This window comes from Pseudalkalibacillus sp. JSM 102089 (assembly GCF_041366475.1).
Lineage (GTDB): Bacteria > Bacillota > Bacilli > Bacillales > Guptibacillaceae > Guptibacillus > Guptibacillus hwajinpoensis_B.
In genome coordinates this window covers 236,961-251,671 of record NZ_JBEWYW010000003.1, presented here as the reverse complement: position 1 = coordinate 251,671, position 14,711 = coordinate 236,961, and the positions used below count along the sequence as shown (strand labels likewise).

The 14,711-nt window shown below is 40.8% G+C and carries 12 protein-coding genes and 1 other annotated feature; of the genes, 8 read left to right on the top strand and 4 right to left on the bottom strand.

The window, feature by feature from the left end; all coding sequences use genetic code 11:
• Positions 1-15: 15 nt before the first annotated feature.
• Together ald and ABVF21_RS09560 are read right to left on the bottom strand one after the other, a co-directional pair.
• Entirely contained in the window at positions 16-1,140 is a 1,125-nt protein-coding gene (ald, locus tag ABVF21_RS09565; RefSeq protein WP_283152816.1) for an alanine dehydrogenase, read from the bottom strand.
• 123 nt (positions 1,141-1,263) lie between these two features.
• Positions 1,264-2,496 (bottom strand): PucR family transcriptional regulator, encoded by a 1,233-nt coding sequence (locus ABVF21_RS09560; RefSeq protein WP_303530153.1) that lies wholly within the window; start codon positions 2,494-2,496, stop codon positions 1,264-1,266.
• Between the two features lie 298 nt (positions 2,497-2,794).
• On the opposite strand from ABVF21_RS09560, the gene ppsA reads away from it, so the two are divergent.
• The 4 genes from ppsA (at position 2,795) to ABVF21_RS09540 (ending at position 8,746) form a co-directional block, all read left to right on the top strand.
• A complete protein-coding gene (gene ppsA, locus ABVF21_RS09555) occupies positions 2,795-5,158 on the top strand; it encodes a phosphoenolpyruvate synthase (RefSeq protein WP_371018110.1) in 2,364 nt (787 codons plus the stop codon).
• Between the two features lie 45 nt (positions 5,159-5,203).
• Positions 5,204-5,454, top strand: a binding site (T-box leader).
• A 68-nt stretch (positions 5,455-5,522) separates the two neighbouring features.
• Positions 5,523-6,758 carry an MFS transporter gene (locus ABVF21_RS09550; RefSeq protein ID WP_303530151.1) on the top strand — a complete coding sequence of 412 codons (1,236 nt, stop codon included), beginning with the start codon at positions 5,523-5,525 and terminating at the stop codon, positions 6,756-6,758.
• A 317-nt stretch (positions 6,759-7,075) separates the two neighbouring features.
• A complete protein-coding gene (locus ABVF21_RS09545; RefSeq protein ID WP_303530150.1) occupies positions 7,076-7,639 on the top strand; it encodes a copper resistance CopC family protein in 564 nt (187 codons plus the stop codon).
• A 3-nt stretch (positions 7,640-7,642) separates the two neighbouring features.
• On the top strand, positions 7,643-8,746 hold the full coding sequence (locus ABVF21_RS09540; RefSeq protein ID WP_303530149.1) for a copper resistance D family protein: 1,104 nt from the start codon (positions 7,643-7,645) through the stop codon (positions 8,744-8,746).
• Positions 8,747-9,022: 276 nt separating this feature from the next.
• Here the strand turns inward: ABVF21_RS09540 and ABVF21_RS09535 are convergent, their stop codons facing one another.
• Together ABVF21_RS09535 and ABVF21_RS09530 are read right to left on the bottom strand one after the other, a co-directional pair.
• Positions 9,023-9,196, bottom strand: a complete 174-nt coding sequence (locus ABVF21_RS09535; protein ID WP_303530148.1) for a DUF3189 family protein — start codon at positions 9,194-9,196, stop codon at positions 9,023-9,025.
• 145 nt (positions 9,197-9,341) lie between these two features.
• Positions 9,342-10,799, bottom strand: coding sequence for an MDR family MFS transporter (locus tag ABVF21_RS09530; protein ID WP_303530147.1), 1,458 nt, complete (start codon positions 10,797-10,799; stop codon positions 9,342-9,344).
• A gap of 428 nt (positions 10,800-11,227) precedes the next feature.
• Between ABVF21_RS09530 and ABVF21_RS09525 the strand changes: the two genes are divergently transcribed.
• The 4 genes from ABVF21_RS09525 (at position 11,228) to ABVF21_RS09510 (ending at position 14,577) form a co-directional block, all read left to right on the top strand.
• Positions 11,228-11,743, top strand: a complete 516-nt coding sequence (locus ABVF21_RS09525; RefSeq protein ID WP_303530146.1) for a GrpB family protein — start codon at positions 11,228-11,230, stop codon at positions 11,741-11,743.
• Positions 11,744-11,931: 188 nt separating this feature from the next.
• On the top strand, positions 11,932-12,882 hold the full coding sequence (locus tag ABVF21_RS09520) for an ABC transporter permease (protein ID WP_303530145.1): 951 nt from the start codon (positions 11,932-11,934) through the stop codon (positions 12,880-12,882).
• Positions 12,875-13,822 carry an iron chelate uptake ABC transporter family permease subunit gene (locus ABVF21_RS09515; protein ID WP_303530144.1) on the top strand — a complete coding sequence of 316 codons (948 nt, stop codon included), beginning with the start codon at positions 12,875-12,877 and terminating at the stop codon, positions 13,820-13,822. The genes ABVF21_RS09520 and ABVF21_RS09515 overlap by 8 nt, the downstream gene beginning before the upstream one ends.
• Positions 13,819-14,577: an ABC transporter ATP-binding protein gene (locus ABVF21_RS09510; protein WP_303530143.1), complete on the top strand. Its 759-nt coding sequence runs from the start codon at positions 13,819-13,821 to the stop codon at positions 14,575-14,577. Before ABVF21_RS09515 ends, ABVF21_RS09510 begins: the two co-directional genes overlap by 4 nt.
• Positions 14,578-14,711: the final 134 nt, after the last annotated feature.

Genomic DNA, 14,711 nt, shown 5'->3' with positions numbered 1-14,711 from the left:
TTACAATTTAACGGTTTAAGCATGCGTGCCAAGCAAAGCATCGTTTGCTGCTACATAATCATAGCCAAGATCACGTGCAACGGCTTCGTAAGTAATCGCTCCGTTTGCTACGTTCAACCCTTTTTCAAGTGCAGGATTGCTTTGGATCGCAGCCGTTACGCCTTTATTAGCGATTTGGATCGCGTAAGGAATCGTTACGTTTGTTAGTGCGATTGTTGATGTTCTTGGAACTGCACCAGGCATGTTCGCTACGGCATAATGAACTACACCGTGCTTTTCGTAAGTTGGGTTATCATGCGTTGTAATGTGATCAACTGTTTCAATGATTCCGCCCTGGTCAATCGCAACATCGACAAGAACAGATCCAGGTGTCATGCTTTTCACCATTTCTTCTGTTACAAGCTTCGGAGCTTTTGCTCCTGGAATGAGTACGGCTCCAACAACAAGATCCGCTTCTTTAACAGCTTGTGCGATGTTAAGTGGGTTAGACATTAGCGTATTAATCGCATTTCCGAAAATATCATCAAGCTGACGAAGGCGCTCAGCGCTTAAGTCAAGAATCGTCACATCTGCGCCAAGACCCATCGCGATTTTCGCTGCGTTTGTACCTACAACGCCACCGCCGATAATGGTAACCTTGCCACGCTTTACTCCTGGAACGCCGCCAAGCAAAATGCCTTTTCCGCCTTTAGGCTTTTCGAGAATTTGTGCACCGATTTGAGAAGCCATGCGCCCTGCTACTTCACTCATTGGTGTAAGAAGTGGCAATGTTCCACGATCGACAACTGTTTCGTACGCGATCGCTGTTACGCCGCTATCTTTAAGAGCTTTCGTTAGTTCAGGCTCAGCTGCTAAATGTAGATAAGTGAAGAGAATGAGTCCTTCACGGAAATAAGTATATTCAGAAGAAAGTGGTTCTTTTACTTTCATTACCATTTCTTGATTCCACACAACGGCTACATCTGTCGCAATTGTGGCGCCTGCTTCGCGATAGTCGATATCCTCGAAACCGCTTCCAATTCCTGCCTCAGTTTCAACTGTTACGTGATGACCAGCCTTTGTTAGTGCGATGACACCTGCTGGAGTAATCGCTACGCGATTTTCATTGTTTTTAATTTCCTTTGGAATACCAATATACATCATTTCATCCCCTTAGCCTTAATTAATGATCAATTACCTACGATTATAGACGCCTTATATGGATTTCACATTGTGTAAATAAAAGAAAATAAAAGGGGGTGTTTGTGTAATTACACAAACACCCTATGATTTCATTTGTTCTATTTTTAAATCGAGATAGAGCGTGACTTTTTGATTAGCGTCTTTTAGATCAAGATTTGCCACATCAGTGATGCGTTTTAACCGATAGTTTAACGTATTTGTATGAACGTGGAGAACGTGAGCCGCGGCCTTCACGTTGCTATCGTGCTGCAAATACACTTCTAGCGTTTCTAGTAGCTGAGTGTGATTAATCGCATCGTACTGCTTGAGCTTCTCAATATAACTGTTTTGATAATGCTTGCGCTCTTTATAGAGAAGATCAATAAACTGATAGATCCCAAGGTTTTGATAGCTATAAATCGACATTACTTCACGCTTGAATCGTTCTTTAATGGATAACACATGAAGTGCTTCACGATAGCTGTCTTTAATGGAAAGAGGACTTTGGTAGAGCGTACCAGCCCCGCCTTTTAGTGTATCGACACCAAGGCGATTACTAATTTTCTCAACAAACACCTGTACAAATTCTGATAGCTGCTCGGCCGTGTTTTTTTGATCTGTTGGTCGAACGAGCAGAATGAGCTGATTCTGATCCAGCGTACTATAAATTAATTCGATTTGGTGAGAAGCCTGAATGTAATAGTTCATATGGCGTTCGAGCGATTGTTGTATTTCATCATTAAACTCAAAGACAACGATCGCCATTTCACCCTTTAACTTAATGTGGTAGGTGGAGGCTTGATCTAGTATACTTGTTTCTTTTGTATAATGACCCGTAAGCAGTTTCCAAAAAAACTCGCGATGACCTTCTTCTGAATGTCGCTTCTTTATTTCAAGTTTGAGAATTTGATTTTTAACGACCTTAGCCGCTTTTTTTAGAAGCGCTAATTCTTCTTGCTTTACTTCCCAATTAAGCTGAGCCCAAATAAAGCCGAGAAGTTCTTCGTTTTTTCGCACCGATATCGCCACTCTTTGGCCGAGCCCAACTTCTGGGATCGCCGGGATAATAACCGGATCATCACTCTCAAATAGCTGAGGAATAATGCCTTTTTTCCATAGACTTTTGATCACATCTTCTGGAACTTTTCGTTTCATGATGGTGGCAATACGAGCAGGGTCCACATTTTCATCATGTGAACTATACGCTAGAATGCGATGATCTGAATCTTCAATCGTGACGGGGCAACCAAGGTTTTCTCGAATGCAGTCAGCTAAATCTTCTAACGAACGGAATGGCCCCTGAAAAGGGTTATGACGTTCTTGATCGGTATGCAATTCTACCACTCCTTTCTTATGACTCGTAAACGATGTCCTTACATTCATTACTTCTGATTAGAGTATACAAGAAAATGAACACCTTTGTGGGATTTCACAAAGAGAAGTTAAGAAATTGTTAGGATTCACAAAGGAAAGTGGAATCGTATCATAGGAGAGGTGAGAAAAAATGACGAAAATAAAAACCTATCAACCTATAAGTTCAACATTATTAAACTTTAAAAATAAATAGTATGACATAATTAAATTAATGTGTTATTCTAATAATCGAATCTAGTAGGGAGGCGTTGGATAAAAGGTGGAGCAAAGTGCGATTCGATGGTTTCATGAAATAAGGAAAGATGATATTGCTCTTGTCGGTGGTAAGGGAGCAAATCTTGGAGAGCTTACGCAGAGTGGTGTACACGTACCGCCTGGTTTTTGTGTAACAGCTGAAGCGTATACCACGTTTATCTCTGAACGAGAACTTGATCAGTCGATTCTTCAAAAAATGAAGACGCTTGATTATGAAAATAATGATCAGCTTAATGAGGTGAGTGCTGAGATTAGGGAATGGATTCTACAGACAGATATGCTTGAATCTCTTGAAGTAGAGATCCGAAATGCCTATGCAGCGTTTAGTGAGGATCTTAACGTCACGGATCCGTTCGTTGCCGTTCGAAGCTCGGCGACGGCTGAAGATCTTCCGGAAGCTTCTTTTGCAGGTCAGCAAGATACATATCTTGAAATTTCTGGGATAACAGAGCTTCTTTATCACATTAAGAAATGCTGGGCATCGCTCTGGACATCACGAGCCATTTACTATCGCGAAAAACAGCAGTTCAACCATTTCGATGTCTCTCTTTGTGCGGTCGTACAACTAATGGTGAATAGTGAAAAATCAGGCGTTATTTTTACAGCGAATCCAATTACAGGTGAACGCGAACAGATGATGATTAATGCGAGCTGGGGACTTGGCGAAGCGGTTGTCTCAGGGATGGTTTCACCAGACGAATATATTGTCGATAAGAGAACGTTCAAATTAATCGAAAAGCACGTAGCCGAAAAGAAAGTGCTTGTCGTAAAGAAAGCCAACGCAATCGGAACGGATACGGTTGCGGTGAAAGAATATTTAAGTGAGGAACACGTGAACCAACAGTGCTTAACACAAGCTGAAATCGCTCAGCTTTCACGTGACGCTGTTCGAATTGAAGAACTTTATCAAACGCCTCAGGATATTGAGTGGGGCCTTGATTGCCAAACAAATGAACTTTACATTCTGCAAGCTCGTCCAATAACAACACTAAAAGAGGAGGAAACAAAAGTGGTTGAAAAGGTAGAAACGCCAAAGAAGATGCTTGTTCGAGGATTAGCTGCCTCTCCTGGGTCTGCAAGCGGAAAAGTCCGCAAGATCAAAGATATTAGTGAAGTTTCTCTTGTAGAAGAAGGCGATATTCTAGTGACCATTATGACGAATCCGGATATGATTCCTGCTATGAAAAAAGCGGCAGCACTCGTTACGGATGAAGGCGGGCGTACTTGTCACGCCGCTATTGTTTCACGTGAGTTTGGGATTCCATGTATTGTTGGATCTTCGATTGCGACAGATGTGTTAATGGATGGAATGGAAGTGACGGTTGATGCGACGCGTGGAGTAGTATATGAAGGACTTCTAAAAGAAACTGAACAAGTGAAAAAGAAAGAACAGGCCAACGAAGTGACGAACAGCACTGAAGGATTCAATGAATCACTTCTTCACCAGCTGGCTCCAATCACAGGAACTAAAATTTATATGAATCTAGGTGAGCCTGATCTAATCAATAAATACAAACATCTGCCGTTTGATGGAATTGGCTTAATGCGAACGGAATTTATATTTTCAAATATCGGAATTCACCCGATGCATTTGCTGAAGACCGGACAGGAAGAGATGTTTATTGAAAAAATGTCCGAAGGAATAACAAAGGTGGCCCAGGATATCTATCCAAAGCCAATGGTTGTTCGCTTGAGTGACTTCCGCTCAAATGAATTTCGTGGCCTCATCGGGGGAGATGAAGTAGAGCCCGTTGAAGCAAACCCGATGATCGGCTGGCGCGGTGTTTCTCGCTACATCTCTCCACAGTATGAAGAAGGATTCCGTTTGGAGTGTCGAGCGATTAAAAAGGTTCGCGATGAATATGGTCTAATCAACGTTTGGACAATGCTTCCGTTCGTTCGGACAACGTGGGAAGTTGAGAAAGTCAAGAAGATCATGGCAGAAGAAGGACTAGTTCAAAATCAGGAATTCAAGATTTGGATTATGGCGGAAGTGCCGTCTGTCATTTTTGAAGCGGAGGAGTTCGCGCAGCTTGTGGATGGCTTCAGCATCGGAAGCAATGATTTAACACAGCTTATTCTTGGATCTGACCGTGATTCTGGCATTCTAAACAGCATGGGGTACTTTGATGAGCGTAATCCTTCCGTAAAAAGAGCGATTAAACAGCTGATTCACGGAGCGCATAAGTATGGTAAAACCGTTTCGATTTGTGGGCAAGGGCCGTCAACTTACCCTGAATTCACAGAGTTCCTCATTCAAGAAGGAATCGATAGCGTGAGCATTAATCCGGACACTGTGGCTGCTACAAGAAGGTCGGTTGCCTCTGTTGAACAGCGTATGATTTTAAATAAAATAAGAGGCTTGTAAATAAGCATTTACAAGGTGTGGCTGTACTGGTATTATATAACAAAATCAAGTGCGATGATGAGAAGAGTAGATGATGTGACCTTACACAGAGAGCTCCGGTAGCTGAAAAGGAGTGAAGGTAACATGATTGAACCAAACCTCTGAGCTGTACATCGGAACCGAACGTGGGGATGGTGTAACGGGAGCTCCCGTTAACGAGCTATGGTATAAGCAGCTTCTGCCGTACCTGATAAGAGTAATGTGGCGACACATGACTGAACCGGGGTGGCACCGCGATAAGCAATCTCGCCCCCGGGACTATATGTCCTGGGGGTGAGATTTTTTTAATTGGTTAAAAACTTATCGCGATCGGAGCTGACATGCTATGAAGCGTCTTAGTACTATTCGGATGAACGATCTATTGTTGCTTACATCAATAGGTGTGTCAAATATCGGAGGATGGGTGTATCATATTGCTCTGAATCTCATCATCTTAAATCAAACAGGGTCAGCTCTTGCTGTGACAGGACTATACTTACTGAAGCCATTGGCAACTTTATTCACAAATCCATGGGCTGGAAGTCTAATTGATCGTGTGAACAAACGTTGGCTTATGATTTGGGTGAATGTCGCTCAGGCATTGGTGATGTTTATTCTCCCACAACTTTCAAGTTTATGGACGATTTACGCTCTTGTATTTTTGATTAACATGGGTAGCTCGGTTTTTCATCCAACATCAATGACATACATGACGAAGCTTCTTCCTAAAGAAAGGCGAATCCACTTCAATTCCCTTCGAAGTTTAGTTGATTCAGGTGCATTTGTGATAGGGCCAGCGATTGCTGGCGTGCTATTTATTATCGGAACGCCAACCCATGCCATATACCTTAATTCAGGAGCATTATTTCTTGCTGGCACGTTGTTTCTTTTGCTACCTGATATAGAAAAAGAGACGCGGATGAACTTATCAGGTGTTGTTTCATTTCAAGTGATTAAAGAAGATTGGCGCATTGTATACACGTTTAGTCGAAGCGCTATTTTTGTGATTCTCATTTATTTTCTAGTGAGTGCGGTTGGCATGATGAGCTGGGGAGTAGATTCACTTGAAGCGAGCTTCGCAACAGAAGTACTTCATCTAACGAATACAGAATATGGTTTTCTCGTAAGTATCGCTGGGATCGGAGTTCTTTTCGGAGCCATTCTTAATACCCTTATTGCAGAAAAAAGAAATCCCCTTTCGTTAATAGGGGGAGGGGCCATTGTGCTTTCCATTGGGTATCTGATTTTTGCTTTATCGTCATCATTTCAGTTAGCTGCGATCGGCTGCTTTGTTCTTTCTTTTTCCCTTTCATTCATGAATACTGGCTTTTACACTTTTTATCAAAACAATATTCCTGTTGATGTTATGGGGAGGATTGGGAGTTTGTTCAGCTGGATTGAGGCGGTTTTTGTTACAATTGTGATGATTGGCTGCGGCATCATTGCAGAACTTATATCTATACGTTTTAGCGTTATAGTAGGCTCGAGTGTAATGCTAATCTTTGCGTTACTTCTCGTAGGAGTTGTTTTATTCAAACGAACTAGTACGAGGCTCGAGAAAGTACAACCGTTGGCTAAATAGTAGCCATACCCTCGTTTTTTTTCAATCAATTTAGGTATGAGAGAACAGTCTAAACTACAAAAGTCAAGGCAGAACACCTGTCTTGACTGAAAAGGAAATATTGCTTCTATTCTCACTGAGAAAGTTCATGGAATATCCAAAACTGTTTCGATGCAAGCATTGAAATCACCTTTAGCCTTTTTCATAATGAAACTATACTGTTGAAGAATGTGATCATTAGTGAATCATTCACACATTTTATCGTATGTTTTGATTCATTTTCTTACAAGAAACGGAGAATCATTCTGACAGCAGAAATAATTAATGGAGGAACGATAATGAAAAAGATATTAGTTTTAACAATTGCGTGTTTACTCACATTTGGGAATATGACTTACGCCCATACTGGGTTGGAAAGTTCTAATCCTGAAGATGGAAGTACAATAACAGAGGATTTAGACATAGTAACTCTCACTTTCGAAACAGAAATTGAGGAAACAAGCTCGTTTGAATTACAAAATGCGAATGGTGAAACCGTAGCGGTTGATAACATCACAGTTGAAAACAATACAATGACTGGAACGTTTGATCAGCCAATTGAAAACGGAGATTATGAAGTACAATGGAAAATTATTGGGGTTGATGGTCATCCAATTGAAGGAACGTTTTCTTTTTCAGTAGACGTACCTGAATCAGAAGTGAAGGAAGATGAGCCATCATCTGAAGAAACAACGAAAGATTCAGAAGCAGAAGAGACGAAAGAACAAATGAATAAAGAAGAAGAGACGAAGACAGATACAGCCGAAGAGGAAAACTCTAATGGGACGGTAATCGGTGTTGTTATTGGTGTGCTGGTTGTTGTACTTATTGGTAGCATATGGTTAATGAGGAGGAAAAAATAATCAATGTTTCTCCTAACAGTAATGAGTGAAGCGCTGCTTTATATTAGCTTTGCGTTACTGATTGCGGATTATCTTTTCTTATTTATTTCTCAAGACAAAAAGCCGGTTATTCATGTTCCTAAAAAGGTTCGGCTTTTGGCTGCAGGAGGGATTGCGCTTTTTTCCTTCATGCCGATTTTGGATTTACTTCTTTATTTATATGAGGACTATGGAATAGGACAAGCTCTGTCGTCGGTATTAGTTACATTTAAAGTGGGGCAGGCTTGGAGTTTTACAGTTCTTCTGTCCATTATTTTAAGCCTATATATTCTCTTCGTTGATGATGGACAGGAGAAGAGATATCCATTCGTTGGTATGGTTCTTCTTCTGTTTCTCATTCTAGCACTAGGGTGGGCGAGCCATTCAAGCTCTCTTCATCCAGTTAAAGGATTTGTCGTTCACACTATACACTTTACGGCTGTCATTACCTGGGTAGGAGTACTTTTTGTCATAAGCTGGCTTTCAAAAAACGCGGCAAACTGGACGCAATTTCTGAGATGGTTTCACCCAACCGCTATTATCTGTTTCATAGTAGTAGGGATCACAGGGCTATTGTTAATGCAGTTCGTTATTCCATTACAAGATTATCCTGATGCATGGATGGTTTCTTACGGACAAAGTTTATTAATCAAACACTTGCTCATTGTCCCACTACTTGGATATGCCTTTCTAAATGGTGTTATCATGAAGAAAAAACTTAAAGAGAATAAAGGTTTTGATCCGAGACCGTGGACAAAAGTAGAATCCGTGATGGTGTTATTGATTTTTGCCGCTACGGGTGCGATGAGTCACTCTTCACCTCCAAACAACCTGGCTTCTCTCATTCGTCTTGAAGGCGTATCACCGCTGTTTACGCTATTCACAAACGGCTTAGTCCCATCTGGTGCCTCTATTGAATTAGTCGTTAACGTGAATACGATGTTGCTTGGCGCTTTAGCTGTAGTGTTTATGGTAGTGATGATTGTTGCGTTTATGAAAAAGATGTCACCACTTTTTTCATTTCTAATGAGCGTGTTGTTTATCATATCAGGCTATTTAGCTTTACTACAAAGCGTTCAGATTATGTAAATACGAACCCCCCGAGAGCAGTGGTCTCGGGGGGTTCGTATTTAATCTATCTATTAGCTATCATTGCCCTACTTTTTGGAGTTATCCCATTAACTACAACTTAGAAAACACCTAGTCTGAAAAGTGCGCGTTGAACAAACGATGGTTCGACGCGCAACAAGTGAAACTTTTTAAATCTTAAAATGCTGACTCTCGAGTTGGAGCACTTTTTCCGTCGTTAGGTGAGCTTGTTTTTTCGTATGCTCAACGAGATCATAAATGAGCGGACTGCACTTTTTAGACATCTGAATCCCGTCCGTGGAGAAGGAGACGTCCCACGTCCTTTTTCGTTAATTTGTTAAAAAAGGGCACGGCAAGAACTTCTTCACTCGTTAAAGGAAGAGAGGAGGGCTTTAAAAGACGTAAATGAAAGGCTGAAGCTATTGATGTGGTGTGTTCCACCGTAGTCATGATAGATGTAAATCATTTGTTCATCCTTGTAATTGAATTTACTAACAAGTATGACCTGATTAGCGGGAAACAATCCTGTCGTCAACATTTCAATATTAAAAACCGCTCAGTCAAATGACTGAACGGTTGAATGAAAAATGTTCGTTTAAGCATTAACAGATTTAGGCTGATTCCTGTCGTTCGCAACCGGAGCTTCATTCGATTGCATGAATTCTTGTTGAGGCGCGTTCTTTTTCACAAAAAACGAAAGCACCAGCGCCACAATCGTGAGAGCAAGAATGACGAGAAAGGCGATATTTACGCCATAAATATCTGGTCTTGAGATAGATGGCTGCTGCTGAGCTGTTTGAGCGGTCGTTGTCATTACCGTCACTAGAATCGCCGTTCCGACTGATGCCGCGATTTGTCGCATCGTATTATTCATAGCAGCTCCATGTGGAATAAGGTGTTTCGGCATTTGATTCAATCCAGCCGTTGTGACAGGCATCATGACCATCGATAAACCAAACATACGAATCGCATACATCACTGTTAAGAACGTAATGGTTGTCGATGTGTCGAGAAATGAGAACCCGAGCGTTGCACCAGTTACAACTGTTAAACCGACAATTGCAAGGAGACGCGCACCGATTTTATCAAAAATCCGTCCAGTAATCGGAGACATAAACGCTGTAATAACGGCCCCAGGAAGTAGGACAAGTCCGGATTCAAATGCGGTAAAGTCTCTCATGTTTTGCATATATAGTGGGATCAACGTTTCTGAGCCGATTAACCCAAGAAACATCATCATCCCAATAATCGTCGTAATGGTGAAAATCTTATCTTTAAATACTCGAAACTCGAGCATCGGCTGTGAAAGACGTAGCTGTCTTAATATGAATATCGTCAGCGTGACGACACCAACGATAAGAACAACAATCGTTCTCATGCTGTCCCAGCCTATGTTCCCTGCACTCGTGAACGCATAAAGCAATCCGCCGAAACCGATCGATGAAAGAATAATGGAGATCGGATCGACTTTTGGAAACGTGAGCTCTGTCACATTTTTCATAACGAAATAGGCAACGGCAATAATCATAATCGCGAGTGGCAACATTGACCAAAAGAGTATGCGCCATGAATAGGCAGCTGTAATCCAACCGGATAACGCAGGACCGATGGCGGGTGCGAATGAAATCACGAGCCCGATGTAACCCATCGCAGCGCCGCGTTTGTTCACTGGAAAAATCATCAGAAAGACGGTTTGCATAAGTGGCATCATAACCCCAGCGCCGGCGGATTGAATAACACGCCCAATTAACAACACGCCAAAGTTCGGCGCGAATCCGCCAATCACCGTTCCCACTGAGAAAATACTCATCGCTGAAATAAAAAGTTGTCTCGTTGTAAATCGTTCAAGAAGAAAAGCACTGATCGGTATCATGATTCCATTCACAAGCATGAAGACTGTCGTCAGCCATTGTGCTGTATTCGCGGTAATGTTCATTTCCTCCATGATCGGTGGAATCGCCGTAATCATAAGAGTCTGGTTTAAAATTGTAATAAACGCTCCAGCTAGCAGAAGCGTCGCAATTAACACTTTATTATAAGGTTTGGTGGTCACGATAGGACTCCTCTCGCAATTTTTCATCATTTTCATTAGTAGTAGTGAAGTAGTTTTCCCCTCAATCAATTATCAAATTATACTCTCATCATCGTCTCGTTACAAACGTCTTGATTGTAAAAATTTCATTAAGGAGGAGTGGGGTTTATTCCATATAATGGTATAATTAGGTGTGATGATTCTAGTTAGCTAATAAACTTGAATTTTGGCCAATATAACTCCTGTGGGCAAGCCCTCGCATATTTTTGGGAGGTTCCCCCTCTCCGATCTAGAAGTCTACAGGGGTGACTTATCTTTACGGAAGAGAGTTGCGAACTATTTTCCAGGATTTCGAGCCCATCCTTCTAGTGGAACTTTTAGCGTAGAGGGTCTGTGAGTAGCGTTAATTAGAATGCGAGACTAAATTCAAACTAATTGAGGTGAGCACAATGAGGAAAGTAGAAGTTCAGGAGTTTAATGAGATATGGCGTGAGCTCTTTTTGTTAGAAGCTCAGAAGCTTGAGCGTGTATATGGCGATAATATGATCGAAGTTCATCATATTGGAAGCACCGCGGTTGAAGGGTTGAAAGCGAAGCCTGTGATCGATATCATGCCAGTTGTGAAAGATCTTCGTCTAGTGGATCAAAAAAATGAGTACATGAAAGAACTTGGATATGAAGCGCTTGGTGAAAATGGACTGACTGGCCGCCGTTTCTTTCGGAAGGGTGGAGATCAGCGCTCTCATCATGTTCATCTATATGAATTAGGAAATCCGGACATTGATCGCCACCTGGCATTTCGAGACTACTTAATGGAACATCGGAGTGATCGCTTGCAATACGGACAGACAAAGGCTGAGCTTGCGATGCGTTATCCTGAGGATATGGAAGCTTATATCGATGGAAAGGATTCACTTGTAAAAGAAATAGAAGAGAAAGCGCTCGATTGGTATGCATCAAAATAAGATAGGTTACTGAAAGATAGAGAGAAAGCGAGCTAGAAAATTGGCTGCTATTCTCTCTTTTTTATGTTTATATATTTCTAATGAAAAGACATAAATAGGTTGCGTGACGAAGTGATAATGATTATCATTATAAATTAGATGTGTATGGTAATAGCGATTTAGCCAAATCTAGTAAAGGGAAGAGTGAGATGAAGAAAAGATACTTAATCAGTTTATTTATTTTATTATCCTTTATATCCCTGTTTATCGGGGTGAAAAGCATGTCACCACTTGAAGTGTTTCATTTCACGGATGAGCAGAGTCAGGTGTTCTGGATTAGTCGGGTTCCGCGTCTTGTTAGTATTATTATTGCCGGAGCAAGTATGAGTATTTGTGGACTTATTATGCAACAGCTTAGTCGTAATAAGTTTGTCTCTCCAACAACGGCAGGGACGATGGATGCTGCTAGACTTGGGATTCTCGTTTCCCTTATCTTATTTTCTTCCGCTAGCTTAATGGAAAAAATGATGATTTCGTTTTTGTTTGCCTTAGCGGGTACGTTCCTTTTTATGAAGGTGCTCGATCGAGTGAAATATAAGGATGCGATCTTCATTCCACTAGTAGGGTTGATGTTTGGGAATGTTCTCGGGTCAATTACTACGTTTTTCGCGTATAAGTATGATTTAATGCAGAGCATCGGCTCATGGCTACAGGGAGATTTCTCAGTCGTATTAAAAGGACAGTATGAACTATTATACATAAGCGTTCCAGGCCTTATCATTGCATATATATATGCAAATCGATTTACGATTGCTGGGATGGGAGAAGACTTCTCGGTCAACCTTGGCTTAAAGTACAAGCAAATCGTCAACATTGGACTCGTTATCGTCGCTTTAGTGACGACGGTTGTGATGTTAACAGTAGGAGCCATTCCATTTCTCGGTTTGATTATTCCGAATATCGTCTCGATCATGATGGGGGATAATCTGAAAGCGAATCTGTTTCCAACTGCCATGATGGGTGCTGTATTTGTATTAATCTGCGATATTATTGGACGAGTAATGATTTATCCTTATGAAATATCGATTGGTTTGATGGTTGGCGTAATCGGAAGTATTCTATTTATTTACTTGTTGTTAAGGAGAAGAGCTTATGTCTAAACGTATGAAAAATAGTCTCCTTTTTGTGCTCAGTTTGCTGCTCATTAGCGCGTTTCTATTGATCGACCTGGGAGGAAATGTAGGCTATATTTTGCCGAGGCGTGCAATCAAAATTGTGGCTATTATTGTAACAGGAAGTGCCATTGCATTCTCTACGGTTATCTTTCAAACTATCACAAACAATCGAATCCTGACACCTAGCATTATTGGGCTTGATTCTCTCTATATGCTCATTCAAACCGTCATTATCTTCTTATTTGGATCAATGAACATCTTAATATTAAATAAAAATATTAACTTCCTTTTGTCAGTTTTCTTAATGATGGTGTTTGCAAGTCTATTATTTAAGCTCCTCTTTCGAAAAGAAGGTCAGAATATCTACTTCCTGCTCTTAATTGGCTTAATATTCGGCACGTTATTTGGTAGTCTCTCATCGTTCATGGAAATGCTGATCGATCCGAATGAATTTCAGGTTGTACAGGATCGAATGTTTGCGAGCTTCAATAATGTGAACACAGATGTCTTGATTGTCTCGATTGCTGCTTTTGTCATTGTATTGGTTTATGCCTGGAAATACATAAAGTACTTGGACGTGCTATCACTAGGACGTGATCACGCTGTGAATCTAGGCGTAGACTATGATCACATCGTGAAACGATTGTTAATTGTCATTTCGATTCTCGTATCGATTTCGACCGCACTAGTTGGCCCAATTACGTTTCTCGGACTACTCGTAGTCAATGTGGCACATGAGTTTCTTAAGACGTATCGACATAGCTATCTCATATCAGGATCAATTTTTATGAGCGTGATTGCTTTGGTCGGAGGACAGCTAATTGTCGAACGTGTTTTTACATTCTCAACATCGATTAGCGTTATTATTAATTTTATTGGCGGCGTGTACTTTATTTATCTTCTACTGAAGGAGAGGAAATCATGATTGAAATCAAAAATGTCTCAAAATCATATGGTAAGAAAAAAGTTGTTCAGAACGTCTCTCTCACTGTTCAAAAAGGGACGATCACTTCCTTCATCGGTCCAAACGGGGCAGGGAAAAGTACGCTTATTTCAATGGTGAGTCGCTTGCTTTCATGTGATGAAGGAGAAGTTTACATCGATGGGAATAACGTTACAAAAACGAAAAGCAATGAGCTTGCAAAGAAAATCTCCATATTGAAACAATCTAATGAGCTAAACGTTCGGTTAAAAGTCCGTGAATTGGTTTCATTTGGTCGTTTTCCTTATTCACAGGGGCGACTATCTAAAGAGGACTGGGCATATGTAGATGAAGCGATTCGCTATATGGAACTAGAAGAAATCCAAGATCAGTTTATTGATCATTTAAGCGGTGGTCAGAAGCAGCGGGCTTTTATTGCCATGGTTATTGCACAGAATACGGAATACATCATTCTTGATGAACCGTTAAATAATCTTGATATGAAGCATTCTGTTCAAATTATGAAGGTATTAAGACGCCTAGCTGATGAGTTGGGGAAAACCGTCTTAATCGTAATTCACGATATTAACTTCGCATCGGTTTACTCAGACCAAATCGTTGCGCTTAAAAATGGATCGCTAATAAGAGAAGGGCGAACCGAAGAGATGATTACGACAGAAGTTCTGCAAGAAATTTATGATATGCATATTCCTATTGAGCAATACGGTGACCATCGCATTGGTATTTATTTCTCTTAAATATCGAAATTAGTGTTGACAAGTGATACTGATAATCATTATCATTGAGATAGATGATTTCGGTCATTCTTTTTTATTGTGAATGATTGAGAATTGTTATCAATTCTATCAACACCAATAAAAGATATAAGGGG

Coding starts and splice junctions, on each gene's coding strand:
- ald (WP_283152816.1), bottom strand. CDS start 1,140: ATGTATATTGGTATTCCAAAGGAAATTAAAAACAATGAAAATCGCGTA.
- ABVF21_RS09550 (WP_303530151.1), top strand. CDS start 5,523: ATGAAGCGTCTTAGTACTATTCGGATGAACGATCTATTGTTGCTTACA.
- ABVF21_RS09545 (WP_303530150.1), top strand. CDS start 7,076: ATGAAAAAGATATTAGTTTTAACAATTGCGTGTTTACTCACATTTGGG.
- ABVF21_RS09540 (WP_303530149.1), top strand. CDS start 7,643: ATGTTTCTCCTAACAGTAATGAGTGAAGCGCTGCTTTATATTAGCTTT.
- ABVF21_RS09535 (WP_303530148.1), bottom strand. CDS start 9,196: ATGACTACGGTGGAACACACCACATCAATAGCTTCAGCCTTTCATTTA.
- ABVF21_RS09525 (WP_303530146.1), top strand. CDS start 11,228: ATGAGGAAAGTAGAAGTTCAGGAGTTTAATGAGATATGGCGTGAGCTC.
- ABVF21_RS09520 (WP_303530145.1), top strand. CDS start 11,932: ATGAAGAAAAGATACTTAATCAGTTTATTTATTTTATTATCCTTTATA.
- ABVF21_RS09515 (WP_303530144.1), top strand. CDS start 12,875: ATGTCTAAACGTATGAAAAATAGTCTCCTTTTTGTGCTCAGTTTGCTG.
- ABVF21_RS09510 (WP_303530143.1), top strand. CDS start 13,819: ATGATTGAAATCAAAAATGTCTCAAAATCATATGGTAAGAAAAAAGTT.